This window comes from Agriterribacter sp., assembly GCF_035445465.1.
In the GTDB taxonomy this organism is placed as follows: Bacteria; Bacteroidota; Bacteroidia; order Chitinophagales; family Chitinophagaceae; genus Agriterribacter.
The window spans coordinates 1-25,726 of record NZ_DAOMQT010000058.1 but is presented as its reverse complement, the minus strand read 5'-3'; the positions used below and the strand labels follow the sequence as shown (position 1 = coordinate 25,726).

Genomic DNA, 25,726 nt, shown 5'->3' with positions numbered 1-25,726 from the left:
TCAGCAATTTAAGCAAATAGCAGGTATCAGAAAAAAATATTATTCCCTGAGGATCAGCCCCTTCCTCTTCAAATAATAGCCACAGGCATTTTGTTACCCGCCCCGAAGAAAAAAATATTCTCTAAAAAACTTTGATGCTTCCATTAATTTTATATTATTGCAGGCTATCGTGCATTACGACTAACAGACTGACAAATGAGTAAAAAACAATTATATACATTAGAATATCCGGTTCGCTGCTCTCCCTCTATATTATATGAATTTCTTTCTACCCCCGCAGGGCTCCAGGAATGGTTTGCAGATAAGGTTGATGAAAGAGATATGGTTTTCAGCTTTACCTGGGAAGGCTCTACCGATAAGGCGGAAGTGCTGGAAGGCGAGGAAAATAAATTTATCCGCTTTCACTGGACACAGGCTCCCAAAGAGGAATACTTTGAATTTAGCATTGAGAAATCCGAAGTTACCAATCAAACCATACTGGTAATCAAGGATTTTGCTGAGAAAAAAGAAGTGGCCGATCAAAGCCGCCTCTGGGATTACCAGGTAAAAGAATTATTTCACCGTATAGGTGCATAGGCAGTTTACCGGAAACCCAGGGCCCTGATGATATTGAAAAAGCTTTCCGTAAATTTCTGCTCCGCTTCTTCCCATTGCTGCAGGGAAAAATAAAACGCCAGTTTCATGAAAGGCATGTCTTTAACAATAGCATGCAAATCGTGCGGTACGATGCCGGCAATGGGCGCATGCGTGGCAGGCGCATAATGATGCTGCCATTCATCGCCGGATACCTGCATATGCCATCCGTGCTGCTTTAACAAGGCTGCATTCTCAAAAAGCGCATTTTCAAAAAGCGCTTTATACCGTCCCTTCAGGTGCAGGGTAATACTAAAATCGTTTCCCCATAAGAACATTGTGCGGATGGCAAAAATATCATCCTTAGTGAAATGCGTCGGATAATCCAGTATCACGTAGGGCAATCCCTTATAATTTTCGCCACGTGAAATTTTAGGATGTTTCCTGATATCACCTGCAGAAAAAATCTCCGCAGACAGCGTCCCATAGCTGTTCGCCAGCAAACCAAAAAAGCCTGATACTTTCTCAATAACACGGTTCTTTGTTAAAATGACACCCTCATCAGCAACCAAACGCAGTTCATCTGCCGAAAACTGTATTTTTGCAGCATCCATCGGCTAAAGTTATAGCAGTAAAAAACAGTAAGCGCAAAAACCGTGATTAAAAAATTAGACAAGCTTGTTATTAAATCCTTTATTGGTCCGTTTATCGTTACTTTTTTTATCACCCTGTTTGTTCTGGTACTGCAATTTTTCTGGAAGTATATAGATGACCTGGTAGGGAAAGGACTTGACTTTTTTACGATCCTGCGCCTAACCAGTTATGTTACCGCCACCGCCGTGCCGTTAGCATTGCCCTTAGCCGTACTTATATCGTCTATTATGACATTCGGCAAGCTGGGTGAAAGCTTTGAAACCGTAGCCATCAAATCGGCCGGTATACCACTCCTGCGCTTTATGCGTCCCTTATTTATTATTTCTTTCCTCATTTCCATAGTTGCCTTTTCCTTCTCTAATTACATTATTCCTGTGGCACAGCTAAAGTTCCAAACGCTGCTGTACGATATAACGGTTGCAAAGCCGGCCTTTAACCTCAAGGAAGGGGTGTTTTTCAGGGAATTTGAAGGCTATACCATTAAAATCGGAAAGAAAGATAAGGACAATACCACTATCCATAATATTATCATTTTTGAAAGAAATTACAATCTGCAGGATAATATTATTATTTCCGAACATGGAAAAATGAACATTAGTGCTGATAAAAAATTCCTTGAATTTTACCTGGAGAACGGATGGCGCTATGAAGAAAGAGGCCCTTCTTATACCATTAATACAGATTATATAAGATTGGGTTTTAAACATTATAAAAAGGTATTTGACCTGAGCTCATTTAAAATGATGCAAACGCCCGACAGCCTTTTTAAGGATAATTTCAGGATGCTTAATGTAAGGCAGCTGGATAAAACCATTGATTCGTTAAAGAAAACAGCCGGAAGCGATATAGAAAAGAAAACAGACCGCGAGGTGGGCATCAACTATACTTTTGTGCGGCGTGAACTCCTCCCCCAGAAACAGGCATATCCTGTTGCAGAAAAGGTGGATGCCACTGCTATTCAAATCAGGGAAAAGAACAGCCCGCTGCCCCAAAAACAACCTCAATACGATCTTAAAAATAACAGCGTAGTATTGGCGTTGCAGCCACCTGAAGGCATAGGATACAACCGGCTGCTTCCTGACTCAGCCAGAAAAACAGTAATGAGCAGGGCTATTGACAGGATAAGCAGTCAGAAAAACAGTCTTGATATTATTGCAGAAGAAGCCCGGATGAAGCAAAAAGACCTCCGCTTTCACCTTATTGAATGGCACAGAAAATTTTCATTATCTTTTGCCTGTGTGGTTCTTTTTCTAATTGGCGCGCCGCTGGGTTCTATTATCCGTAAAGGAGGGATGGGCATGCCTTTGGTAATAGCCGTTATTTTCTTTCTTATTTTTCATCTGCTTAATATGTTTGGCGAAAAATTTGTGCGGGAAGATATTACTTCCGCTTTTTTCGGCATGTGGCTTTCTACTATGGTACTCCTTCCCATAGGTATATTTTTTACCTATAAGGCCATGCACGACTCGCAACTGTTTAATAAAGAGTTTTATTACCGTTTTTTTAAAAGCATCAGCCTGCTTGTTAAAAAAGTAAAAAAATGACGAACTGGAAAATCATCGGCTTTTTTTTTGCCGGAACCATTTTTTTCCTGCTGCTGCTTCAGATACAGGGAAAGCAGCTTGTTACCCCCTTATCTCCTTCAGGCATCCTGTCGCTGGAATTCAGCTACAGGTCATCGCATACCCAATCTATAGTAAACGCCTGGGAAAGCACACTGCGGGGCACATTCCGGATTAATATGCTGCTGGATTTTTTGCTCATCCCTTTTTACGGACTTTTTCTCTATTCCACCTGCGGGTATTTTTCTGTTCATTATCAAACAGGGTGGGCGCAGCGATTAGGCGTATTGCTCGCTTTTGGAAGTTTGCTGGCAATGTTTTTTGATATGATAGAAAATATTGCCATGAGCTTTTCTGTTCATTTTTCCGCCACTGCTTTTACTTCTGCAGTTACTACCACCATGGCCGTAATAAAGTTTTTACTGATAGGCTTAGCGCTCGTGTATATCATTCTTTCTGCAGCGCTTATGCTGTTTCGCAAAAAACAGTATCCCAGCGCTTAATTGGCTCAGCCTTTGCCAGAACCTTCCAGTAACGGTTGGACCAGCAAAGGCTGATATATGACTTGCAATGCGATTGCAAATATAAAGCGGTATGTTACATAAGCAAAATGTGCTTCACAAAAAAAATGTAAAATTAATTTTCAATACCGGAATGAGCAACAACCCGCTTTAAGCATAAAGTTTACCATACCGGGTATAAAAAAAGCACCTAATTTCGTTATACATATTTTTCACCTGAAATAAAAAGATCATGCAAGCATGGAAGGAGTACCAGCAAAAAAATAAAGACCGTTTTTTGAATGAATTACTGGACCTGTTACGCATCCCTTCTGTAAGTGCCAACAGTGCCCATAAAAAAGATATGGTAACCTGTGCCGAAGCCGTTAAACAAAGCCTGCTTGCAGCAGGTGCAGATAAAGCGGAACTATTCGCCACAGAAGGGCATCCTGTGGTATATGGAGAAAAAATAACTGATCCGGCCAAACCAACCGTACTTGTATATGGTCATTACGATGTGCAGCCTCCTGATCCGCTCGACCTGTGGAACAGCGGGCCTTTTGATCCGGTGATCAGGGATGGAAAAATTTTTGCCCGTGGTTCCTGCGATGATAAAGGACAATTTTACATGCACGTTAAAGCATTGGAAATATTAGTGAAAACCAATACCCTGTCTACCAACATAAAATTCATTATTGAAGGGGAAGAAGAAATCGGTTCTCCTAACTTAGCCAAATTTGTTGCTTCACATAAGGCATTGCTAAGCGCCGATGTAATTCTTATCAGTGATACGGCAATGATCAGCATGGACAATCCTTCCATAGATATAGGCGTTCGCGGACTTTCTTATATTGAGGTAGAAGTATCGGGGCCTAACCGCGACCTGCATAGCGGCGTATACGGCGGCGCCGTTGCCAACCCTGTTACCATGCTCGCAAAAATGATCGCTTCCTGTCATGACGAAAACAACCACATAACCATTCCGGGTTTTTACGACGATGTGGTAACGGCTACCGCGGAAGAAAGAAAACTGATGGCCGAAGCCCCTTTTGATGAAGAAGCATATAAAAAAGACCTGGGGGTGAGTGCTTTGTGGGGTGAAAAAGGATATACTACCAATGAAAGAACCGGCATCCGCCCAACACTGGAGTTAAACGGTATATGGGGCGGCTATACAGGAGAAGGTGCAAAAACAGTTTTACCTGCAAAAGCACATGCGAAAATTTCCGCCCGGCTGGTACCCAACCAGTCATCGGCAGATATAACCGCCAAATTATTACAGTACTTTAAACAGATTGCGCCCCCCGGCGTAACGGTAAAAGCAGAAGAACATCATGGCGGCGAACCTTATATGACGCCTATTGACTCACCGGCCTACAGCGCAGCAGCCAGGGCCATTGAAACTACTTTTGGCAAAGCGCCTGTTCCTGTTCGTGGCGGCGGAAGCATTCCTATATGTTCGCTGTTTGAAAAAGAACTGGGAATTAAAATTGTGTTTATGGGATTTGGATTAGACAGCGACAACCTGCATTCGCCCAATGAGAAGTTTGATATTTTTAACTTTTACAAGGGTATCGAAACCATTCCGTATTTCCACCGGTACTTTGCAGAACAACGATAGCGTTACAGGCAATGCAAAACATGACCGTGCAGCAGCATATTTGACAACCTTAGAAATACATACCGGCAACCTGCTATTTGACAGCGTATGAGAATTTGGTCTGTTCATCCAGAATATTTAGACACCAAAGGACTTGTGGCCTTGTGGAGGGAAACTCTACTCGCCAAACACGTTCTTGAAGGCAAAACCAAAGGTTATCGCAATCATCCACAGCTTGACAGGTTTAAACAAACGGACAGTCCGCAGGATGCAATAGATCAGTATCTGGCTTCTGTTTTTGAAGAATCCGCCAAACGAGGCTATAGCTTCAACAGAAATAAAATAAACTGGAATTTTTCACCTGTGTCAATGCAGGTTACAACCGGACAATTAGAATATGAAACAACCCATTTACTCAACAAGTTAAGAACCCGCAACGCACTTAAGTTTATAGAAGTGAGCAACAAAAAAACACTTGCTCCTCATCCTATGTTCAATGTTGTAAAAGGCGAAATTGAAAAATGGGAAATTATTCAATAAAACAATCCTTACATCAACCGGAAATCATCTCCGTCGAACAATCCTTTATCGCTGAGCTTCAGGTGGGGTATAACCAGTAGCGCCATAAAAGATAAGGTCATATAAGGCGCAGACAAAGCTGATCCAAGCGCTTTGGCCGCTTTGTCCATCATCGCATAGCGTTCAGCTACGCTGTAGCCGTCCTCCGTACTCATCAGGCCTGCCACCGGAAGTGGTAATATCATGCTTAGCGGTTCGCCGCTGCCGGGCGAAGACGCCCACAGGCTCACCCCTCCTTTACACTCAATGATCTCATTCACAGCATGGCATATAGCTTCATCATCTGCTCCAACAGCAACAATATTATGACTGTCATGCGCAACCGAAGAAGCTATGGCTCCTTTTTTTAAGCCAAAATTTTTAATGAAGGCTTTGGCAACAGGAGCATTGGTGTAACGGTTAACCACTACTATTTTCAATATATCATTTCGCGTATCCGGAACCGATACCGGATGTTCCTGCAATAATTTGTTGGTAATAAGCTGACCGTCCAATGCTTCTATTACCGGTAATAAAGCATTCGTTTCTGCAAAGGAAAAATCCTGTACTGTTTTCTTTTTGCAGCTAAAATTATTGATCACTCCGCTGTTCACCCCCGGTTGCACCAGGCTCTTTCCCTTATTTGCTACCAATTCACCCTTTACCCAGGTTTGCAGCACTTCAAAGCGGGTTAAGTCTTTAACCAGTATAAAATCCGCGCCGTCGCCCTCGCGGAGCAATCCCACGTTGAGCTGGTAATGTAAAACAGGATTTACACAGGCCGCCCTTAATATTTTATATACGTCTATTCCTTTGCCTGCTGCCCTCGCACATAATTGATTAATATGCCCTTCAACCAGGCTGTCGGGGTGCTTGTCGTCGCTGCAAAACATCATCTTTTCCGGGTAATCGTGCAACAGATCAATTAAGGCTTCAAAGTTTTTAGCCGCGCTTCCCTCTCTTATCAGGATATGCATGCCGTATTGCAGCTTATCCAATGCTTCTTCTCTGGTAAAACATTCATGATCCGTTGAAATGCCGGCATCAATATACTGTTTAGCCTGTTCGCCCCTGAGGCCCGGCGCATGCCCGTCTACAGGCTTATTAAGCGCATGCGCAGCAGCAATCTTTTTCATTACACCGGCATCCCCCTTTAAAACGCCGGGAAAATTCATCATCTCGCTCAGGTATTTAATGTCGTCTTTGCGCAGCAGCCTTTCAATGTCATCAGTATTTAGCTCTGCTCCGGCAGTTTCAAATACAGTAGCCGGCACACAACTGGGAGCGCCAAAGAAAAAATGGAAAGGAACTTTTTTGCCATCACTGATCATGTATTCCACGCCTTCCATACCACAAACATTAGCTATTTCATGGGGATCGCTTATGGTGGCTACCGTGCCATGTACCACTGCAAGCCTTGCAAATTGCGAAGGCACGAGCATGGAACTTTCAATGTGAATATGTGCGTCAATAAAACCCGGCAAAATAAAAGGGAGATCAGGATCATCTGCATCCTTTATTTTTTGTATTGCCTGTATCCTATCCCCGGCCACAAAGATGATCCCGGGGTATGTGGTTTGCCGTAAAACATCCACAACCCGGCCCTTAATTTGATTAGTACTCGTCATATGATCAGAAATTAATGATCTGATGACAAGTTAAATGATAAACGGAAAATATAAAGAGCCCGGAAACACTTATTTTTGGCGCAAATCATTAAAAACAGATCAATGAAAAAATTAAAACTCGCCGCACTGACTGCTTTTATAAGCATCATGGCTATACATATACAGGCACAAACAGTAGATGAATTACAAACCAGCTATATTAAAGCACTGGGAGGTAAAGAAACCCTGTCTTCATTGAAAAATATTTTCGTTGAAGTCAATATGGAAGTAATGGGCATGCAAATGCCGGCTAAACAATGGATAATTTACGGCATAGCCTCCCGCCAGGAAGTAGCATTCCAGGGACAAAAAATGATCACCTTTATAGCTAAGGATAAAGGCTGGATGATCAACCCTTTAATGGGCAGTACAGAAGCTCGGCCCATACCCGATGATGCCATAAAGGCAGCAGAAGGAACGTTAATTGCAGGAAGTGAATTAACGGATTACAAGACAAGAGGATTTACCGCTGTTTATGAAGGAAAAGACACCGTTAATAACATAGCAGCACACAAGATCATATTGAGCAGGGAAAACTATGAAAGTACTTTTTACCTGGATCCAAACAGCTATTATGTGATTCGTAATGTTGTAAAAACTGAAGTAGATCAGCAACCGGTTACACAAACTACTGATTTTTCGGATTACCGTAAAACACCGGAAGGCTTTGTTTTTGCCTATAATACTATAATAAGCAATGCCATGGTAGGAGAAATAAGATCCAGCATCAGTAAAATTGAGATCAATACCTCACTTGATATTAAAGCGCTGGAGCAAACGAATTAACGGATAGCTGCTATTCATCCCGGGGTAACAATAGTGCTTTAGCTTAAGATGCTTTCCTGTGCTCATTAAAGCCGGGCGATGTGGATGCAACGATCTTTGAGTGCAGCTCTTCGGGCTTAAATGGCTTGGGCACATAATCATTAAAGCCTTTACTGAGCAAATCTTCCTTTATGTTTTCATAAGTGGCCGCTGTAAAAGCAATAATAGGAATATAAGGGTGTGTTTTTCTTATTTCCGCAACGGTTTGCGCTCCATCCATTTCGGGCATTTCGAGGTCAATGAGTAACAGATCGGGCTGATGCTGGTGAAAAAGCGCCACTGCTTTTACGCCATTTTCCGCTTCTATTACCTCCATATTCCATTTTTGTAAAAACCGTTTGGCAACGATCATATTGATAGGATTATCTTCCGCCAGCAACACCTTTATTCCCTCCAGGCTGGAAAGTCCTTTCAGTTTATTTTCATCAACATACGATTTCTGCTGCCGGGCAATTTTAAAGCTAAGCGTAAAATAAAAGGTGCTGCCAATACCTACATTGCTTTCCGCCTGCAGATTACCTCCCATTTGATCAACAATTTTTTTGCTGATTGCAAGCCCCAGTCCTGTACCGCCAAATTTTCTCGTTGTTTCAATATCCGCCTGGGTAAAACTTTCAAATATCTGCCGCATCTTATTTTGTGCTATACCGATGCCGGTATCTTTAACCGCAATATAAATATCAGCCTGCTCGCTCTTCTGTGCAATCGCTTTTACCTCAATCGTAATCGTTCCTTTTTCCGTAAACTTAATAGCATTCGCCACCAGGTTATTCATTACCTGTATCAGCCGCATCTCGTCGCCATATACTTCCAGGTTTGCATTGTCATTAACATCAATCTGAAGCAACAGGTTCTTAGCCGCAATAGGAGCGGCAAAAGGAGCCACTACTTTTTGTAAAAAAGCCTTCATATTAAACGGTGCATTTTCAAGCACCATTTTTCCCGCTTCTATTTTACTAAAATCAAGGATATCATTTACCAATTGCATCATGTGTTCTGAAGAATATTTGAGCACCTCAAAACTTTGTTTTTGCGAAGGCAGGTACTCTTCATGCAATATGATGTTGGTAGTGCCTATAATGGCGTTTAAAGGAGTTCTGAGCTCATGGCTCATGTTCGATAAAAACCTGGACTTTACCTGAACCGCTTTTTCCGCTTTCTCCTTGGCTTTTAATATTTCAAACTCGGCAATTTTGATTTCAGTAATATCCAGGATGCTGATCTTACAAAAATGATACTCCCTGTGCGAGAAAGGAACAATGTTTACATACGCGAAAAAAGGCGTATCATCCTTTCGTACAAAGTCCATATTGCCATACCACGGAGATTTTTTGGTAAACTGCTGCCTGCCCTGTACCACTATATGCTCTTCCATTATATTGCCCAGGAGTTGTTTGGCAGACGTACCCACTATCTCTTCTTTACCTGTTAAGCCAAACACTTCAATGGCCTTTTTGTTGCAGCCGGTTATTACCATGCGCTGCGTATCAACAATAAATACGCTGTCTAACGAGGTATCATACACGGTATCCTTGAACCTTGTTTCATCCAGCAGCTTTTCTTCATTGATTTCCAGGGTTTTTAAAATATAATACGTAAAGCATGCTGTTATAACTAATGAAAGACTAAGATTAGAGCTGAATAAAGCGCTGTATTGTTCCGTGCTGATGGTTTGTACATTGCTTACATAAGGCGCCACAATAAAAATTAATGCCGCGGTAATAAAAGTTACTACGGAAGTCAGGATCAGCTCTTCATAATTCTTGCGAATATCAATAACAAAGATCAGCGCTAATAAAAACGGGAAATAGTACATATGCTCTCCGGCCTTTAGACCTTCTGCATAGCTTATGGCAAAGAGGTAGAGATTAATGGTAATGATGCCCAGCACCTTGGCAAATACCCGTTTACCATCTTTATTTAAAAAATAACATACCGACAATAAAATGATAGAGGTAATATTAAGGGAAATGCTGATATACAGCCCATGCACAACATTCATTATTACGGAAATGAGGTTTACGCCTATTCCGAAAAAGATAAAAATGATGAGTCGTTGTACCTCCTTATTTTCTTCATGTCCCTTTGCAGGATCAATGCCACTGTTTAAAATACTGTAACAAAAAGATACTAATTTATCTAAAATGTTCGTTTGCATAAGCTGAGATGATGATTTTACCGCATTTATATATATTCAACGCAAAAGGTAAAACGCCTTTATGCTATACAAATTGTGATCATGTATAATGAAGATCAGAAAATAGTATTCCATTTTTCATCTGAGCTGGACATCGCATTTCTGCAGGAATTATATAGTGACGACCTCCAGCAGGCGGAAATGGTTTTTGAATCTTCCGTTCAGCAGCTCCGTAACGAACAGCAGTTGGCAGCATCCAGGTTTCACGACGGGGATATACCCGGGTTGAAAAAAGTAATTCACAAAATGAAGCCCCTGTTAGGGTATATAGGCATGAATAAGCTCATGGAGGAATTTGCAGCATTTGAACAAACCTGTATCCGGTCTGCAACCGCAGCAGAAGCGGAAGAGGGATTCCATCATATAAAAGCCATAACGCTTGAAGCGATAAAAAAGGCGGAAAGAGAAATTAAACGGCTGAAACAGCACAATACCCAATAGCTATGAAGTATCAAAGCATTATTGTAGAAGATCTCCAGGTTGCTGCAGAATTCCTTAAAAGGTTCTGCGAAAAATCGGGAGTAGTAGACGTTGCGCATCATTTCCTCAATGCAGAAGACGCAATGCAGTTCCTGAAAGACAATGTAGTAGATCTTATTTTCTTAGATGTTGAAATGCCCGGCGCCACCGGGTTTGAACTGTTAGATCAACTGGTATATACACCACAGGTAATTCTTACCACTTCAAAAACCGAATATGCTTATGATGCGTTCCAGTATAACGTTACAGATTATCTTAAGAAACCATTTACCTACCAGCGCTTTTTAGAAGCAGTACAAAAAGTAAGTAAAAAAACAGAGCAGATCAATGGCGGCTCCGAGCAGGATCACATGTTCATAAAAACGGATGGCAAGCTGATCCGGCTGCACAATGATGATATTCTCTTTATTGAAAGCATGGGCGACTACGTTAAGTTCATCACTCCTGCAAAAAAATACATCACCCACAACACCATCAAAAATTTAGAAACCAAGGTAAACCCGCAGGTGTTTATGAAAGTACATCGCTCCTATATTGTAAACTTTACAAAGATCAACGATATACAGGAAAACGTTTTATTCATAAACGGCAATATGATACCCATCAGCAAAACCCATAAATCGGGTGTGATGCAGAAGATCAATATATTGTAACCGGGAACGCCTACGCTCCTTTTTCAAACATTTTTTTGGCAATCCTTGCATCATGCCCGTAAATATCATCCCTGAAATTCAATGCTCCTTTTGAATCTACCCAGGCGGTAAAATAGCCAATAAATACTTTTACCGGCTCTTTCAGCGTAACATATTTTTCTTTACCGCTGTTCATAGCCGCAGTTATTTTTGATGCGGTCCAGGCACTGTCGTTGCGCAAAAGAAATTCAGCTAATTTCCGGGGTTCGTTTAAACGTATGCATCCATGACTGAACGCTCTTCTTGTTTCACCGAATAAGCTTTTCTGGGGCGTATCGTGCAGGTAAATATTGTAGCTGTTGGGAAACAAAAATTTTACTTTGCCAAGTGAGTTGTTAGGCCCGGGCTTTTGCCGCACTATGGGTATTGTGCCCGAATAACCGGTGATTTCCATATTATGCCGGGCAATATAATTTTTATTCTTTTCCATGCCGGGCATAATTTCATTTTTTACAATGCTCGCAGGCACATTCCAGTAAGGGCTGAATACAACATACTTCAGGTCGCCGCTAAAAACAACGGTATTGTGCTGTGTAGTTCCTACCACCACATTCATACTGAATGAAAGGCTGCCATTTTCAAACACGTGCAACTTAAAATCGGGAATATTCACCAGCAGATAGTCGCTGTTTATTTCCGAAGGAACCCATCGCATTCTTTCCATATTAATCAGCATCTTGCGGATAGCAGCCTGCGGCGACTCATTCATTTTACGAAGTGTGGCAGCGCCTATAATGCCATCGGCCTGCATACCGTGCCTTAGTTGAAATTTTTCGACCGCCATTTTTAAGGAGTCTGTAAATAACCACGAAGTATCCGCTGAGCTCATATCCTGCAAAAGCAATAACCTTTGCTTTACAGCAGCGATCACGGCCGCGGTATCACCCAACTCCAGTTTCTTCCGGCTGGTAACAAGGGGCTGCCATTCCCTTTTTTTTTCTATAGCATAATAGTCCAGGAGCTTTTGTTTCAGGCGTTGGTAATAAATGTTTACCGGCTCATAGCTGGCAACCTTTTCACCCTTATGGGCAATAAGTGAATCCAGCAAGGCTACTTCGTTTATTTTTTTACGCGGGATATACCATTTCAGATCGTTGCTGTTTAAATTACTATCTCCCTGGTAAGCCTTTTCCGCATAGCGAAAGAACTGGCTGGTGAGCGACAATTCCGCTTTTAACCGATTGGTATCGCTTAAAGGAACAAAATGTCCCCCGGCTTTCAGGGTATCAAATACCTGTTGCAATATCGGGTTATATAAGCTGCTGTCTCTGCTATACGATATATAATCGCTCTGCAAATTTAAAAAATTGTAAGCCTGCTCAGCGGGACCATCATTAAAAAACCAGGCGTACTGATAATTGCGTGCATTATAAAAGCTGCGGAACCGGTTGGCTATGCTGTCTGAAAATGGCTGCTGCTGAATATAGTGTTCCAAAGCAATACTATCGAAGAACAGTTGTGTATATGCATTAGATACGGTAATGGTCGTGTCTCTTTCCTCCACTACAGGCGTTTCATTCTGCCGGCTGCGGCAGGACAAAAAAACAAAACATAGCACCATCATCAATATAATAAACTGCTTCATATCTGAAAGTTAAAGATACCAGCAATTAAACATCACTTTCCTCGTCAGTTATATCGGGTCTCCTCTCCTTAGTTCGCTGTACAGCTATTTCATAGCGCCAGTCGGCTATTTTTTTCGGATCGCCGCTGAGCAGTATTTCCGGCACCTTCCACCCTCTGTACTCAGCCGGACGTGTATAAACCGGTGGTGCTAATAAATTATCCTGGAATGAATCAAAAAGCGCGGAAGTTTCATCATTCAAAACACCCGGCAACAAACGCCCGATAGCATCTACCAGAATGGCAGCAGGCAGCTCGCCGCCGCTTAACACATAATCGCCTATTGAAATTTCCTTCGTTACAAAATGTTCCCGCACTCTTTCATCAATGCCCTTATAATGGCCACAGATCAGCAATAAGTTCTGTTGCAAGGAAAGCTGGTTGGCCGTTTTCTGGTTAAATTGTTCCCCATCGGGAGTGAGGTAAATGATTTCGTCGTAAGTCCTGCTTTTGGATAGGTGCTCAATGGCATTCACCAAAGGCTCGCACATCATTACCATACCCGCCCCACCACCATACTGATAATCATCTACCTGTCCGTACGCATTTACAGCCCATTGTCTTAACTGGTGTACACCCACATGCAGCAATCCCTTGTCTCTCGCCCGTTTCATTATGGAATGCGAAAGGGGGCTTTCTAATAATTCCGGCAATACGGTAATGATGTCTATGTGCATACCGCAAAGATAGAGGCAGTAATCCCAAAAATAAAGCATGTCCTATTATTAAGCTCATTTGCTTTTCCTGGATTGAAATTTTATCGCGGGATCTGCAGGACATCTTTTTTTAAAGCTCAACCCGGCTTAAGCGATATTCAATGCCGGTACTATTACATTATTCGCTCATTTTACTACTTTTGCCGCACGTATGAATACCATTAGCAAAGTACTAACTGCCATTTCTCTTATAACCATTTCTTTTGCCCATGCACAGGAAATAGAGCTAGACCCCATTACGGTAACCGCTACTTTAAGCCAGAAAAGAGCTTCGGAAACCGGAAGAAATATTACTATAATAAAAGGAGAACGCATTCAAAATCTGCCGGTACATTCATTAGATGAGCTGCTGCGGTATGTACCTGGCGTAGAAATACAGGCACGCGGGCCCATGGGGTCGCAGAGCGATATTGTGCTACGCGGCGGAACGTTTCAACAGGTACTGGTAATATTAGACGGCATGCGGCTGAACGATCCCAACACCGGCCATTTCAATAGTTATATCCCCATCGCCCCGTCTGAAATAGAAAGGATTGAAATTTTAAAAGGCGCCTCTTCCGCCATTCACGGCGCCGATGCGGTAGGAGGCGTAATATATATTATTACCAAATCATTCGCCGCGAAGCAAAACCAGGAGCAAACCCATATCTCGGCAGGCGTTTCGGCAGGTGAATATGGCTTCCTGAACACGGATGCCGGCTTTTTTTACAGCAAGAATAACCTGAGCATCGGCGGCGGCGTATTAACCAATAATGCAAACGGCGTACAGCAAAGAGGTACCAAAGGCTTTTTTCACAATACCACCGCATCCGTTTCGGCCAATTACCATCTTAACTCCAACTGGAATATTGCCTACCGTACGGCGTACGATAAGCGGGATTTTTCGGCGCAGAATTTTTACACGCCCAACCTGTCCGATACAGCAACAGAACAGGTTACCTCCCTGTGGAATCAACTCAGGATAGGCTATCATACAGAAAAACAAAGCCTTTCATTAAACGCCGGCTTTAAACAGGTGAAGGATGATTTTACCTATAACAAGGCTTCCGCTCCCAATAAAAATATCTCGCAGGTATTCCAGGCGCTGCTCCTGTACCAAAATCAGCTCAGCTCAAAAACCACTTTGGTTACCGGAATGAACTTCCAGCAAAAAGTCATCCGCTCCAACGACAGGGGTAATCACTCCCTGTATATGGCATCGCCTTTTGTTTCTGTTTCGCAGCAAATTGCGCAACATTTTGTAGTACGCCCTTCCGTACAATTAGTGCTGTTTGAAAAAATTCCTGCCGAGTTCGTTCCCCAGCTTGATCTTTCCTATAAAATCAATAACTGGCAGATCCGTGGCAGCGCGGGAAAAACGATAAGAGATGCTGATTTTACCGAGCGATATAACAATTATAATAAACCCAGTATTCCCAATGGACAGCGGGTTGGGTATCCCGGGCTTAAAGCGGAAAGGTCTTTTAGTTATGAGGCTGGTGCCGATTGGTTCCTGCAGGATAAGCTGAAGATTTCCTCCACCTTTTTCCAGCGCTTCCATCAGCGCCTGATTGATTACAGCAATACGGAATATGGCGATATGCCGAGAAAAGAAAATCTTTCGCCTGCGGGAGTATACGCTTTAGCAAAAAATATAGCAACAGTAAATACTTCCGGCTTTGAAACAGACATACAATACCTGCACACCTTAAATGAAAACCAAAGCATTAGCGCGTCTGCCGGCTTCGTATGGCTCAACAGCAAAAGCAGCGATACAGTTCCGTCATTTTACATTTCCTCACATGCTAAATTCTTAACTAATTTTTCTTTAGTCTACCAGTGTCATAATCTTACTGCAAGCCTCACCGGCTTGTATAAACAAAGACAGGAGCAATCTGCTTCTGCCATTCAGGCCAACATAACCCCCGATTATTTTATAATGAATGCCAAAATAGAATACGCATTCTTTCATAAGTCATTATCTGTTTTTGCGCAGGCGGATAATATTTTTAACAGGCAATACAGCGATCTATTAGGCACGCCAATGCCCGGCAGGTGGTTGATGGGCGGCGTAAAGTGGCAATGGAAGAAGAGTTTATAGTTTATGGTTTGAGGTTTATAGTTTATTCAACCCTGCGCCCTAGAACCCGTACCCTGCAACCTGCACCCCTCACCAGCCAATACCGTAATCCTCACCGTGGTTACTGCTGCCGCCCCATAATGTTTTATGCTTCCAGTCGAAGTAAATAGCATTGATGGGGCCGGATGTGCGGTCTTCGAAGTTGAGCTTATATCCTTTTCCGGTTAATTCTTTCCTGATCCATGGCGGCGTATTGCTGTTGAGCAGCAAGCTTCCGGGCCTTGGTTGGCGATCGGCATTGCCGGTTCCACCGAGCGATAGCCATAACTGGCTGGTGTTTACATTAGCAGCTTCAGTGGCTTCCTGCACCGTCATGCCAAATTCCACCACATTCAAAAAAAACTGCAGCAGGTTCTGATCCTGTGTATCGCCGCCCTGCACAGCAAACGACAAATACGGCTTTCCGTCTTTCAATGCAAGGGTAGGCGTTAGCGTTACTCTCGGCCGTTTGCCCGGCGCTACTACATTAAAGGGATTTAATGTGCTGTCGCACACAAAGCTCTGCATGCGCTGGCTCATCCCTACGCCCGTATTACCGGCTATGCAGGCTGGTATCCATCCGCCGCTGGGTGTTACCGATACCACCCAGCCTTCCGCGTCTGCCGCTTCAATTGAAGTAGTGCCCTTCCATAACCTGTCTTTATACATCGCTTCTTCTTCCGGTGAAGAAAAGAATTGCACAGATGTTGTGGCATCGTGTGCCGGCATAAAATGTTCACGGGTTTTATTGTTGCCTGTATCGGCAATAAATCCCCTTTTATTTAAAATATCAAGATATGGGTTGGCTTTGTTTTCGTAAGCATACGGATCACCAGGGCCTGCACCGGCGTTGTTATAACCAGCATGAATAAGTTGCACCCTTGCTTCGGCATAAGCTTTCGACAATAGTCCTTTCATAGGCTCTTCAGGTGGAAAATAAGGATCGCCATAATAAAAATCCCGGTCGGCGAATGATAGCTGCATGGCTTGTGTTATCGTATGTATATAGTTAGCAGAATTATAACCCATACTTTTCAGATCAAAGTTTTCCAGGATGTTCAATGCCTGCAGCATAACCGGTCCCTGCGTCCACTGCGACAACTTATACACTTCGATACCTTTGTAATTTACTGCTAAAGGTTCCTCTATCTTCACAGTCCATTTCGCCAGGTCTTCAGTGGTGATCAACCCGCCCTGCTCCCGGCATCCTCTTGCAAATTCGGCTCCTACATCTCCTTTATAAAAGCGGTCGTATGCTGCATATATCGCTTCCTTCCGGTTCTTTTTTTTCTTCAGCGCCTGCTGTTCTGCTTCCACCAGCTTTTGCAGGGTTAGCAACAGATCCTTTTGCACAAAAACTTCTCCTGCTTCAGGTGCTTCCCGTTTTTCACCTGCATAAGGAAGAAAAACTTTTTTTGAATAGGGCCATTGCTTAATGCGCTCCTTGTTTCTTTCTATGCTATTGGCAGTTTGCGCTTCCATAGAATAGCCTGCCGCCATTTCCATAGCAGGCTCCAGCACTTCTTTCAGGCTCATTGTGCCGTATTCGGCAAGCATGGTGCATAACCCGCCGGGCGTACCGGGAGTAACCGCAGCTAAGGGTCCGAATTCAGGAGGGAATTCCATTCCCCTGCTTTTAAAAAAGGCAGGTGTTGCTCCTGTTGGCGCCACACCCAGCGCATTGATCCCGATCACTTTCCCTGTTTTGGGGTTATAGATGAGCGCCTGCGTTTCTCCGCCCCAGCTCAATACATCCCACATGGTACAGGTTGCGGCCAACATGGCACAGGCCGCGTCTACCGCATTGCCGCCCCGCTGAAAAATTGCTGCGCCTGCCGTGGCGGCTAACGGCTTGCCGGTAATAGCCATCCAGTGTTTACCATGTAAAGGAGGTTTTTGCGTAGACTGTGCCTTTACATAAACAGTGCAGCAAACAATCATCAGACAGCTTATTGCATATTTCATATGCTTATGGTTTTGTTTTTAAAGGTACAGCATCCCTGTGCTCAAAATATTAGAAAATTCCGCGCTTTGCTAATTGACAAACTCCACCAGCCGCAACACTTTGAAACACTTATATGACTTGTAACCTTTATTATCTATCTTTATTACCCTTCCTCATAAATGCTTTAATATGAAAAATGTATGTCTTGCATGGGCTGTATTGCTTTTGTTTGCATGTAACCCCGGATCAACGGATACCCCTGCCGCAGGCGTATTTGTAATACAAAACGTGGCTGTGATTCCCATGGACACAGAAACGGTGCTTGAGCATCAGGATGTATTTATTGCTGATGGAAAAATTGCAGATGTAGTACCAACGGCAGAAAAGGAGCCTGGCAAAGATGCCCTGATCATTGATGGCACAGGTAAATTTCTTATACCCGGACTGGCAGAAATGCATGCCCATATGCCCCGTGGAGAAGATACAGCCGCGATGAAAGATATACTGGAGCTCTTCGTATTAAACGGGGTTACCACTATTCGTGGCATGCTCGGCGATCCTGTGCACCTCGAATTAAAAACACAGCTATCAAAAGGAGAAATAACAGGCCCGCATTTTTACGCGGCTGCTCCGGGATTATCGGGCGGCACGGTTAAATCGGTAAAAGACGCGGACAGCCTGGTAAGAAAATACAAAAATGAAGGATACGACCTGCTTAAACTTTTACCCGGACTTACGCTCGAAAATTTTAATGCTATAGTGAAGACTGCTAAGGAAGTAAACATTCCTTTTGCAGGTCACGTTTCCTACGATGTAGGCATATGGAATGCCATTGCCGCCGGTTATGCCTCTGTTGATCACTTGGATGGTTTTGTAGAAAGCTTAGTACCGGGCATTGAAAAAATACCAGAGAATAAAAGAGGATTGTTTGGCCTGCACATCGCTCGAAAGGCCGATCTTTCAAAAATAGATACGCTCGTTAAAGCCCTCAAACAGCATAATATTTGGGTGGTGCCTACAGAAGCGTTACCGGAAAGGTGGTTTACCCCACTGAGAACGGCTGAAGCTTTCAGCAAAGACCCGGAAATGATATACATGGATGAGTCCGTTGTAAACAACTGGGTGAAAGCAAAAAATAATATCATGGCCGATCCATTATATGATTCTGCAGGTGCAGTAGCGCTGATAGCGTTAAGAAAAAAAATACTGAAAGCCTGCAGCGATAATCATGTGGGTATAGTATCCGGTTCCGATGCACCCCAGGTTTTTGATGTTCCCGGGTTCTCATTGCACCAGGAGCTGAAATATATGGCCGATGCCGGGCTTACCCCTTTTGAAGTATTACAAACCAGTACCGTAAATGCCGCCGCATATTTTAATAATCCCGGATCAGGAGTTATTAAACCAGGCGCGGCTTCCGACCTCGTATTATTAAATGGCAACCCGCTCAGTGATATTACCCAGACCACCAACATTGCCGGCGTACTGATGGGAAAACAATGGTTACCCGGAGACGTTATCGCTCAAAGGTTGGAAGCGTTAAAAGGAAAAATAAAACAATAGATCACTCTTTCATCTGCATCATACCCCAAACTGCCGCAGGTGATGATCCATGTGCTTGTATGCAGCAATCCCCCATTCCCGGGTAGAGATATTCCCAAAGGCGATATGAGAAAGCCTGATCGGTTGTTTATATTCGGGAAATTTTTTTATAAGTACAATAAACTTTTCTTTTTGCTCTTCAAACTTTGAAGTTGCTATTTTCCCGATGGTTTCTTTCTGTATATCTCCTCTGATACCCTTCTTAAAGTAGGGCGCAAGATACAACGCAATGATCCTGAGCAGGTATTGTTTGAGCGTAGTTGACCGTTGAGACGCTACCGGCTGAAAGATCTCTTCATTGCACAGGTTAGCATGCAGCAACATTTCGGTGACATTCATTTTTCCCCACCCTGCTTTATTGCCAGGCTGAAGCTTCCTGGCTCTTTCTATTATGCTGTCTGCTGCTTCTTGATATAAAAGATTCCTTTTCATTTTGATTTTTTTTTTGATTTATGAGGCAAAATTAAAATATAGCTTCCCGCTTCTTATTAACAATTGTAAAGATTTTGGCAGGTTTATTTCATAAGGCGTTTCCTGATGCGGCTTAATGACACAGCAGTAATGCCGAGATAAGAAGCTATAATATGATGAGGTACACGAAGCAGTAAGTCTCCGTGCTCTATCTCAAATTTTCTGTACCGCTCTTCGGGGTTATCAAGTATAAATGACGACAACATCAATTGTGCGCTGATAAATCTCTGTTCTGCCACTTTTCTGGCAATAATGTGCATTTTAGGAACTTCTTCATACAACTGCTGGAGCCTGCTGTAGCTGATCACCAGCAGGCTGCATTCTTCAAGCGTTTCTAAGGTTTGTATGCCCGGAGTTTGCCTCAAAAAACTTTCATAGCTGCTGGCAAAAAGCCCCTCTTTAAAAATATATCCGGTAATTTCTTCTCCTGCTTTGGTATAATACAATCTTACCAGCCCTTTTACAATGAAATACAACTCTTTTGCTGTTTTACCTTCCTGTGACAACTGAAGTTTTTTGGGTACCTGCCTGAAAGAAAATGCATGCTCAAGGATGTTTTTTTCTTCAATGCTAAGGGTTGCCAATGGCTGCACATACCGGTATAAAGGTTCAAACATATAAGAATGTTAAGGGCAGGGATAAAGTTATCTTTTTCACCCTAAAAAAAATAACGGGTGTTACTATATTTTTTTGCCTTTGTTGGTGTTCCCATTCTTCATTCTTTACACGCCCCCGCCTGGTGTTGTCACCAGCGGGTAACCAAAATTAATAAGAGGCTGTCTTAAAATTTTACAGTTAATAAAGCCCTCACTTCTTTCATATCTCTGCTGAATCAGATATTCTGCTCGAAGTATTGAAAGGGAAAATAAAACAATAATATCCCATACAAATACAACCATTGATATTTTGGACTTAACTGCAGTGCTGCTATTGCGCTATACTTGCCACGTCTACCTGCCCGGGCAGGCAGGCTCGCTTCTGCTGTAGCACTAATCTCCCCAAAATATAAAAGGCCATTTTAATATTCAGGAAATTTCCTGCTTTTTATTACGTTTAGGGTATATAGTCCCTGAAATGTATGAGTAAATCTTTTGTCAAAGAACTACAGGAGTTGGTAGCCGCCAATATCATAACCCCGGTTACCGCGCAGGAAATAGCTGATTATTATAAACACAGGGAGAAAGACAGACCCAACAGGTTCTCCGCAGTGGTTAACATTTTGGGCGCGCTACTGGTTAGTTTGGGCATAGTGCTGGTAGTGGCGCACAACTGGGATGAACTGGGAAGAGCAGCCAAAACTTTTTTTGCTTTCCTGCCATTGGTCATTGGCCAGGGCTTATGCCTGTATGTGCTGCTTAAAAAGAAAAGCAACATTGCCTGGCGCGAACCGGCGGGCGTTATCCTGTTCTTCGCTGTTGCGTCTTCCATATCACTCATCAGTCAAACCTATCATATCAGCGGCACCATGAGCGGCTTTTTACTAACCTGGATGCTGCTTTCCATACCGATTGTTTATATTTTGCCCTCTTCCATTGTAGCATTATTATACATTGCAGGAATTACCTGGTATGCCTGCAACACAGGATATTTTAACTATTTGGATAATGCGGTTCCTTTTTATTACTTGCTTTTGCTGGCCCTGGTTATCCCACACTATTACTCATATTTAACTCATAAAAAAGAAAGTAACTTTTTTCATTTGCTCAACTGGTTGCTTGTGCTGTCTGTAACGATTGTACTGGGAAGTTTTAGTGCCGGACAAGACAGGAGCGAATGGGTATTTACGGGATATCTTGCTTTGTTTTCAGTGTTTTATCTTTTGGGCAGGTTGAAAAATTTTAATGACCAAAAATTATTCGCTAACCCTTTTTTAATCGTTGGAACATTGGGAACAATTTTCATCCTTATGTTCTGGAGTTTCGACTGGTCGTGGACAGATGCCTACCGTTATTCGGACATTAACCGGCCATCTCTATATTTTTCTCCGTTTCTATATATCACTATTGCTATACTGATTATTGCAGGATGGCTTATATTATCAGGCTACAGGGCTGCTAAAGATATCATTTTCGATCCCGCCGGTTTTTCGGGCTTTGTTCTGCTTATATTGTTGCTGGCGTTCCGGAACATGCCTCATATTGCTGTGCTGCTCATCAACCTCTGGATACTGTTCCTGGCTGTTTTCTTCATTCGTAAAGGAGCTTTGCAGGATCATTTGGGCATATTGAACTTTGGCTTGTTAATTATAGCAACTTTGGCGGTTCTTCGATTTTTCGATGATGAGATTCCTTTTATTTGGCGTGGCTTTTTCTTTCTTATTACAGGTACTGGCTTTTTCGCTGCCAATTATATGATGGTTAAAAAAAGAAAAGCGATCACCAAAAAATAATTTTATTATGAAGCAATTTGCGATTGGAGCATTTATCATTATTGCTATTGTACAATGGTTTGTGCCCCGAAAAATGATATGGGATAAGGAAGCCGTATTGCGAAAGGGGAAAATTTTCAATTTCCGTACCGAACCGGTGGATCCCTCGCATCCTTTTAAGGGAAGATATATTGCGCTTTCATTCAAAGAAAATGAGTTTATAACCACTTCTCCGGATTCGGCCCTCTTCAATTACGGGAACGCTTATGTGCTGCTTGAAAAAGACAGGGATGGCTTTGCGAAGATCAAAAGTATAGTGAAGCAAAAGCCGCATGCAGAGACCGACTATGTACAAGCATCCATCAGCTATATTGACAGGAAAAAGGATACGGCGGTCATTCACCTGCAATATCCTTTTGATGCATTTTATATGGATGAATTTAAAGCGCCCAAAGCAGAAATGGCATACCGCGAAAGCACCAGGGATTCAACCCAAAAAACCTATGCGGTAGTAAGTATTCTAAACGGCGATGCGGTAATAAAAGATGTAATGATCAATGATCAATCTATACGGAAGGTAATCAGGCAAATGAACAGCTCAAAATAAAATGGATCATCCTCGCTGTTCACAATATCCCTCACCCTTCCTCCTCTCTTTCTACCTGATCTTTTCCTTCACAAGTGCAACTACTTTATCAATAGGCAGTCTTTCCTGCGTCATGGTATCCCGGTAGCGGATGGTAACGGTATTATCTTCTTTGGTTTGATGATCTACCGTTATACATAACGGTGTACCTATGGCATCCATACGGCGGTAACGCTTACCAATAGTATCCTTCTCTTCATAAAAGCAATAAAATTCATCCTGGCAACTTCTCATAATATCCCTTGCAATTTCAGGCAGACCGTCTTTTTTGGTTAAAGGGAGTATGGCCAGTTTTACAGGCGCTATTTTAGCAGGGATCCGCAGCACGGTGCGGCTGTCGGAAGACCCGTCTTCCCTGGGAATCGTTTCCTCTTCATAAGCATGAGAGAGCACAGACAGGAACATCCTGTCTAAACCAATGGATGTTTCCACTACATAGGGAACATAATTGCCATAGGGCTTGCCGGTTGCTTCATCAATATCATTATCATAATACTGCAGCTTCTTTTTGCTATACAACTGGTGCTGGCTTAAATCATAGTCGCTGCGGCTGTGTATGCCTTCTACTTCTTTAAAACCTATAGGGAATTCAAATTCAATATCACAGGCTTCCTTAGCATAATGGGCCAATTTAACATGATCGTGGTACCTGTATTTCTCAGCGGGCATACCCAGGCTCAAATGCCATTGCAGTCTTGCCTGCTTCCAGTATTTATACCATTCTCCTTCCGTACCAGGACGTACAAAGAACTGCATTTCCATTTGCTCGAATTCCCTCATCCTGAAAATGAATTGTCGTGCCACAATTTCATTCCTGAATGCCTTGCCGGTTTGCGCAATACCAAAAGGGATTTTCATGCGGGCGGTTTTTTGCACATTCAAAAAGTTTACAAAAATGCCCTGTGCCGTTTCCGGACGCAGGTAAACCATATTGTCGCCCTCATTTTCGGAAGCTACAGCGCCAAATTCGGTTTTGAACATCAGGTTAAACTGGCGTATGTCCGTCCAGTTGCCGGTACCGCTGATGGCGCATTTGATTTTATTATCCTCAATCAGTTTTTTTAACCCTGCAAAATCATCCACAGAAAGCAGCCTGTCCATTGAAGCCAATAAAGCCGCAGCCGCTTCCCCAGACAGGGTTTCCGCATGTGCTTCAATTAAATGATCTACCCGGTATCTTTTTTTGCTGTCTTTATTATCAATCATAGGGTCGCTGAAATTATCAACGTGCCCCGATGCTTTCCAGGTGGTGGGATGCATGAAAATAGCCGCATCAATACCTACAATGTTTTCATGCAACTGGGTCATACTTTTCCACCAGTAGTCGCGGATATTTTTCTTTAATTCGCTGCCCCAGGGGCCGTAATCATACACAGCGCTCAGCCCGTCATAAATTTCACTGCTGGGAAATACAAATCCATATTCTTTGGCGTGTGCTATAACCGCCTGAAACTTGTTATTATCGTTGGTTGCCATAAGGGCGCAAAGATAAGAGATAAGATGAATTTATGAAGAAGGTATCAGGAGCTATCAGCCTTCAGCTATCAGTGACAGAGTGGTAAGTATTACCGTATTACCCTATACCCTACACCCCTACACCTTATACCTGTGCGTGCAACCTGCAACCTGTAACCTGTAACTTGTTACTATACCTTACAAGCTTTCCTGTAATCATTTTTTTGCAGCCATTGCAGCACCTTATCGCGCTGATCACCCTGAACAATGATTTCGCCGTCCTTTACAGCTCCACCTGTGCCACAATAGTTCTTCAATTTCTTTCCCAATGCTTCAAGATCATTGCTGCTGCCTTTAAACCCGTATAGGATGGTAACTGTTTTCCCCGCACGGCGCTTTGTATCCAGCACAATTCGTAAAGGTTGCTGCGCCGGGGGTAATGTACTGATATCGGCACTTTCTTCTTCAAAAGAAAAGGACGGGTCGGTGCTAAACACATACCCCCGGGTATCGGGTTTATTTTTTTTAGACATAATGAGGATGTTTTCAGATCAATACCGCTTTTAAGCTTAGATCGGCGCTTACCGCGTGGTGAATAACGGCGCCTGCGCTTACAAAATCTACTCCCGTACGGGCATAGTCAACTATGTTGGCCAGGTTAATGCCGCCACTGGCTTCCGTTTCAAATTGTCCATTAATTACTTCCAACGCTTCTGTAATCTGTTCCGGTGTAAAATTATCGAGCATGATCCGGTTTGCCCTGCCAAAAGCCACTACCCTTTTTACATCATCCAGATTCCTTGTTTCTATTTCAATTTTCAAACCCGGCCTTTTTTCCTGTACATAAGCCCAGGCTTTCTCCAGCGCTTTTTCAATACCTCCGCAGTAATCAATATGATTATCTTTCAGCATGATCATATCGTACAGGCCCATACGATGGTTGAAGCCTCCCCCCGTTCGCACCGCTTCTTTTTCGAGCAGGCGGAAATTGGGTGTGGTTTTACGGGTATCTAAGAGTTGGGTATGATAGCCTTTTAGCAGATCGGTGTATTTACGGGTAAGTGAAGCAATGCCGCTCATACGCTGCATACAGTTCAATACCAGCCTTTCGCATTGCAATATGGTATGCACCCTGGCTTCCACTTCAAAAGCTGTTTCGCCAATGCTCATTTCATCACCATCTTTTTTAAAAGCAGTGAACACGATATCAGGCTGCATATACCTGAATATTTTTTCTGCTACTTCCATTCCGGCTAAAATGCCTTCTTCTTTTATTTTTAAGATTGCTTTTCCTTTTGCATCAGGCGAAATGCAACTTAAAGTAGTATGGTCGCCATCGCCAATATCTTCCCGCAAAGCATTTTGTATAAGCAGTGTAAGCGCTTCTTCATATGTTATCATAAAGCAAATCTAAATGAAAATACAGAAAGCCAAAGCAGCGGGGTGCATTTCAAATTGTCGCCGGCTGGTGGGACACCAGCCGGGGCGGCCCGC

23 protein-coding genes are annotated in these 25,726 nt (G+C 42.9%); 12 read left to right on the top strand and 11 right to left on the bottom strand.

Annotation, left to right across the window (positions count from 1 at the left end; translation table 11 throughout):
* Positions 1 to 195 precede the first annotated feature (195 nt).
* Positions 196 to 576: an START-like domain-containing protein gene (locus PLE34_RS18775; RefSeq protein WP_324559424.1), complete on the top strand. Its 381-nt coding sequence runs from the start codon at positions 196 to 198 to the stop codon at positions 574 to 576.
* A 5-nt stretch (positions 577 to 581) separates the two neighbouring features.
* Here the strand turns inward: PLE34_RS18775 and PLE34_RS18770 are convergent, their stop codons facing one another.
* Positions 582 to 1,187: a hypothetical protein gene (locus PLE34_RS18770; protein WP_324559422.1), complete on the bottom strand. Its 606-nt coding sequence runs from the start codon at positions 1,185 to 1,187 to the stop codon at positions 582 to 584.
* A 42-nt stretch (positions 1,188 to 1,229) separates the two neighbouring features.
* On the opposite strand from PLE34_RS18770, the gene PLE34_RS18765 reads away from it, so the two are divergent.
* From PLE34_RS18765 to PLE34_RS18750, 4 genes are all read left to right on the top strand, one after another.
* Positions 1,230 to 2,771, top strand: a complete 1,542-nt coding sequence (locus PLE34_RS18765) for an LptF/LptG family permease (RefSeq protein WP_324559420.1) — start codon at positions 1,230 to 1,232, stop codon at positions 2,769 to 2,771.
* Positions 2,768 to 3,292, top strand: a complete 525-nt coding sequence (locus PLE34_RS18760) for a hypothetical protein (RefSeq protein WP_324559418.1) — start codon at positions 2,768 to 2,770, stop codon at positions 3,290 to 3,292. Before PLE34_RS18765 ends, PLE34_RS18760 begins: the two co-directional genes overlap by 4 nt.
* 250 nt (positions 3,293 to 3,542) lie before the next feature.
* Positions 3,543 to 4,910 (top strand): dipeptidase, encoded by a 1,368-nt coding sequence (locus PLE34_RS18755; protein WP_324559416.1) that lies wholly within the window; start codon positions 3,543 to 3,545, stop codon positions 4,908 to 4,910.
* Between the two features lie 87 nt (positions 4,911 to 4,997).
* Positions 4,998 to 5,429 carry a pyrimidine dimer DNA glycosylase/endonuclease V gene (locus tag PLE34_RS18750; protein ID WP_324559414.1) on the top strand — a complete coding sequence of 144 codons (432 nt, stop codon included), beginning with the start codon at positions 4,998 to 5,000 and terminating at the stop codon, positions 5,427 to 5,429.
* A gap of 8 nt (positions 5,430 to 5,437) precedes the next feature.
* Here PLE34_RS18750 and ade read toward each other — a convergent pair whose 3' ends face one another.
* Positions 5,438 to 7,075: an adenine deaminase gene (gene ade, locus PLE34_RS18745; RefSeq protein WP_324559412.1), complete on the bottom strand. Its 1,638-nt coding sequence runs from the start codon at positions 7,073 to 7,075 to the stop codon at positions 5,438 to 5,440.
* Positions 7,076 to 7,177: 102 nt separating this feature from the next.
* Here ade and PLE34_RS18740 point away from each other — a divergent pair, with 102 nt between their 5' ends.
* Positions 7,178 to 7,900 (top strand): hypothetical protein, encoded by a 723-nt coding sequence (locus PLE34_RS18740; protein ID WP_324559409.1) that lies wholly within the window; start codon positions 7,178 to 7,180, stop codon positions 7,898 to 7,900.
* A 43-nt stretch (positions 7,901 to 7,943) separates the two neighbouring features.
* Here the strand turns inward: PLE34_RS18740 and PLE34_RS18735 are convergent, their stop codons facing one another.
* Complete coding sequence (locus PLE34_RS18735) at positions 7,944 to 10,097, bottom strand: hybrid sensor histidine kinase/response regulator (protein WP_324559407.1); 2,154 nt, start codon at positions 10,095 to 10,097, stop codon at positions 7,944 to 7,946.
* 81 nt (positions 10,098 to 10,178) lie between these two features.
* Here PLE34_RS18735 and PLE34_RS18730 point away from each other — a divergent pair, with 81 nt between their 5' ends.
* Together PLE34_RS18730 and PLE34_RS18725 are read left to right on the top strand one after the other, a co-directional pair.
* Positions 10,179 to 10,577, top strand: a complete 399-nt coding sequence (locus PLE34_RS18730) for a hypothetical protein (protein ID WP_324559405.1) — start codon at positions 10,179 to 10,181, stop codon at positions 10,575 to 10,577.
* A gap of 2 nt (positions 10,578 to 10,579) precedes the next feature.
* Positions 10,580 to 11,269 (top strand): LytR/AlgR family response regulator transcription factor, encoded by a 690-nt coding sequence (locus tag PLE34_RS18725; protein ID WP_324559403.1) that lies wholly within the window; start codon positions 10,580 to 10,582, stop codon positions 11,267 to 11,269.
* 10 nt (positions 11,270 to 11,279) lie between these two features.
* Here the strand turns inward: PLE34_RS18725 and PLE34_RS18720 are convergent, their stop codons facing one another.
* Entirely contained in the window at positions 11,280 to 12,893 is a 1,614-nt protein-coding gene (locus PLE34_RS18720) for a L,D-transpeptidase family protein (RefSeq protein WP_324559401.1), read from the bottom strand.
* A gap of 25 nt (positions 12,894 to 12,918) precedes the next feature.
* Positions 12,919 to 13,647: a tRNA (guanosine(37)-N1)-methyltransferase TrmD gene (trmD, locus tag PLE34_RS18715; protein ID WP_324559399.1), complete on the bottom strand. Its 729-nt coding sequence runs from the start codon at positions 13,645 to 13,647 to the stop codon at positions 12,919 to 12,921.
* A gap of 151 nt (positions 13,648 to 13,798) precedes the next feature.
* Between trmD and PLE34_RS18710 the strand changes: the two genes are divergently transcribed.
* Positions 13,799 to 15,727 (top strand): TonB-dependent receptor plug domain-containing protein, encoded by a 1,929-nt coding sequence (locus PLE34_RS18710; RefSeq protein ID WP_324559397.1) that lies wholly within the window; start codon positions 13,799 to 13,801, stop codon positions 15,725 to 15,727.
* A 69-nt stretch (positions 15,728 to 15,796) separates the two neighbouring features.
* On the opposite strand, the gene PLE34_RS18705 is transcribed toward PLE34_RS18710, so the two are convergent.
* Entirely contained in the window at positions 15,797 to 17,710 is a 1,914-nt protein-coding gene (locus tag PLE34_RS18705; protein WP_324559395.1) for a gamma-glutamyltransferase family protein, read from the bottom strand.
* Between the two features lie 169 nt (positions 17,711 to 17,879).
* On the opposite strand from PLE34_RS18705, the gene PLE34_RS18700 reads away from it, so the two are divergent.
* The gene (locus tag PLE34_RS18700) at positions 17,880 to 19,253 is read left to right on the top strand and encodes an amidohydrolase family protein (RefSeq protein ID WP_324559393.1); all 1,374 of its coding nucleotides are present in this window, start codon (positions 17,880 to 17,882) and stop codon (positions 19,251 to 19,253) included.
* Between the two features lie 18 nt (positions 19,254 to 19,271).
* On the opposite strand, the gene PLE34_RS18695 is transcribed toward PLE34_RS18700, so the two are convergent.
* Together PLE34_RS18695 and PLE34_RS18690 are read right to left on the bottom strand one after the other, a co-directional pair.
* Positions 19,272 to 19,724, bottom strand: a complete 453-nt coding sequence (locus tag PLE34_RS18695) for a DUF1569 domain-containing protein (protein ID WP_324559391.1) — start codon at positions 19,722 to 19,724, stop codon at positions 19,272 to 19,274.
* Between the two features lie 83 nt (positions 19,725 to 19,807).
* Entirely contained in the window at positions 19,808 to 20,380 is a 573-nt protein-coding gene (locus PLE34_RS18690; protein WP_324559389.1) for a Crp/Fnr family transcriptional regulator, read from the bottom strand.
* 461 nt (positions 20,381 to 20,841) lie between these two features.
* On the opposite strand from PLE34_RS18690, the gene PLE34_RS18685 reads away from it, so the two are divergent.
* Positions 20,842 to 22,152 (top strand): DUF2157 domain-containing protein, encoded by a 1,311-nt coding sequence (locus PLE34_RS18685; protein ID WP_324559386.1) that lies wholly within the window; start codon positions 20,842 to 20,844, stop codon positions 22,150 to 22,152.
* A 7-nt stretch (positions 22,153 to 22,159) separates the two neighbouring features.
* The gene (locus tag PLE34_RS18680) at positions 22,160 to 22,738 is read left to right on the top strand and encodes a GDYXXLXY domain-containing protein (protein WP_324559384.1); all 579 of its coding nucleotides are present in this window, start codon (positions 22,160 to 22,162) and stop codon (positions 22,736 to 22,738) included.
* A 51-nt stretch (positions 22,739 to 22,789) separates the two neighbouring features.
* On the opposite strand, the gene PLE34_RS18675 is transcribed toward PLE34_RS18680, so the two are convergent.
* The 3 genes from PLE34_RS18675 to nadC form a co-directional block, all read right to left on the bottom strand.
* Entirely contained in the window at positions 22,790 to 24,253 is a 1,464-nt protein-coding gene (locus tag PLE34_RS18675) for a glycine--tRNA ligase (RefSeq protein WP_324559382.1), read from the bottom strand.
* A gap of 170 nt (positions 24,254 to 24,423) precedes the next feature.
* Positions 24,424 to 24,765: a translation initiation factor gene (locus tag PLE34_RS18670; protein ID WP_324559380.1), complete on the bottom strand. Its 342-nt coding sequence runs from the start codon at positions 24,763 to 24,765 to the stop codon at positions 24,424 to 24,426.
* A gap of 13 nt (positions 24,766 to 24,778) precedes the next feature.
* Entirely contained in the window at positions 24,779 to 25,633 is an 855-nt protein-coding gene (gene nadC, locus PLE34_RS18665) for a carboxylating nicotinate-nucleotide diphosphorylase (RefSeq protein ID WP_324559378.1), read from the bottom strand.
* Between the last annotated feature and the right edge of the window lie 93 nt (positions 25,634 to 25,726).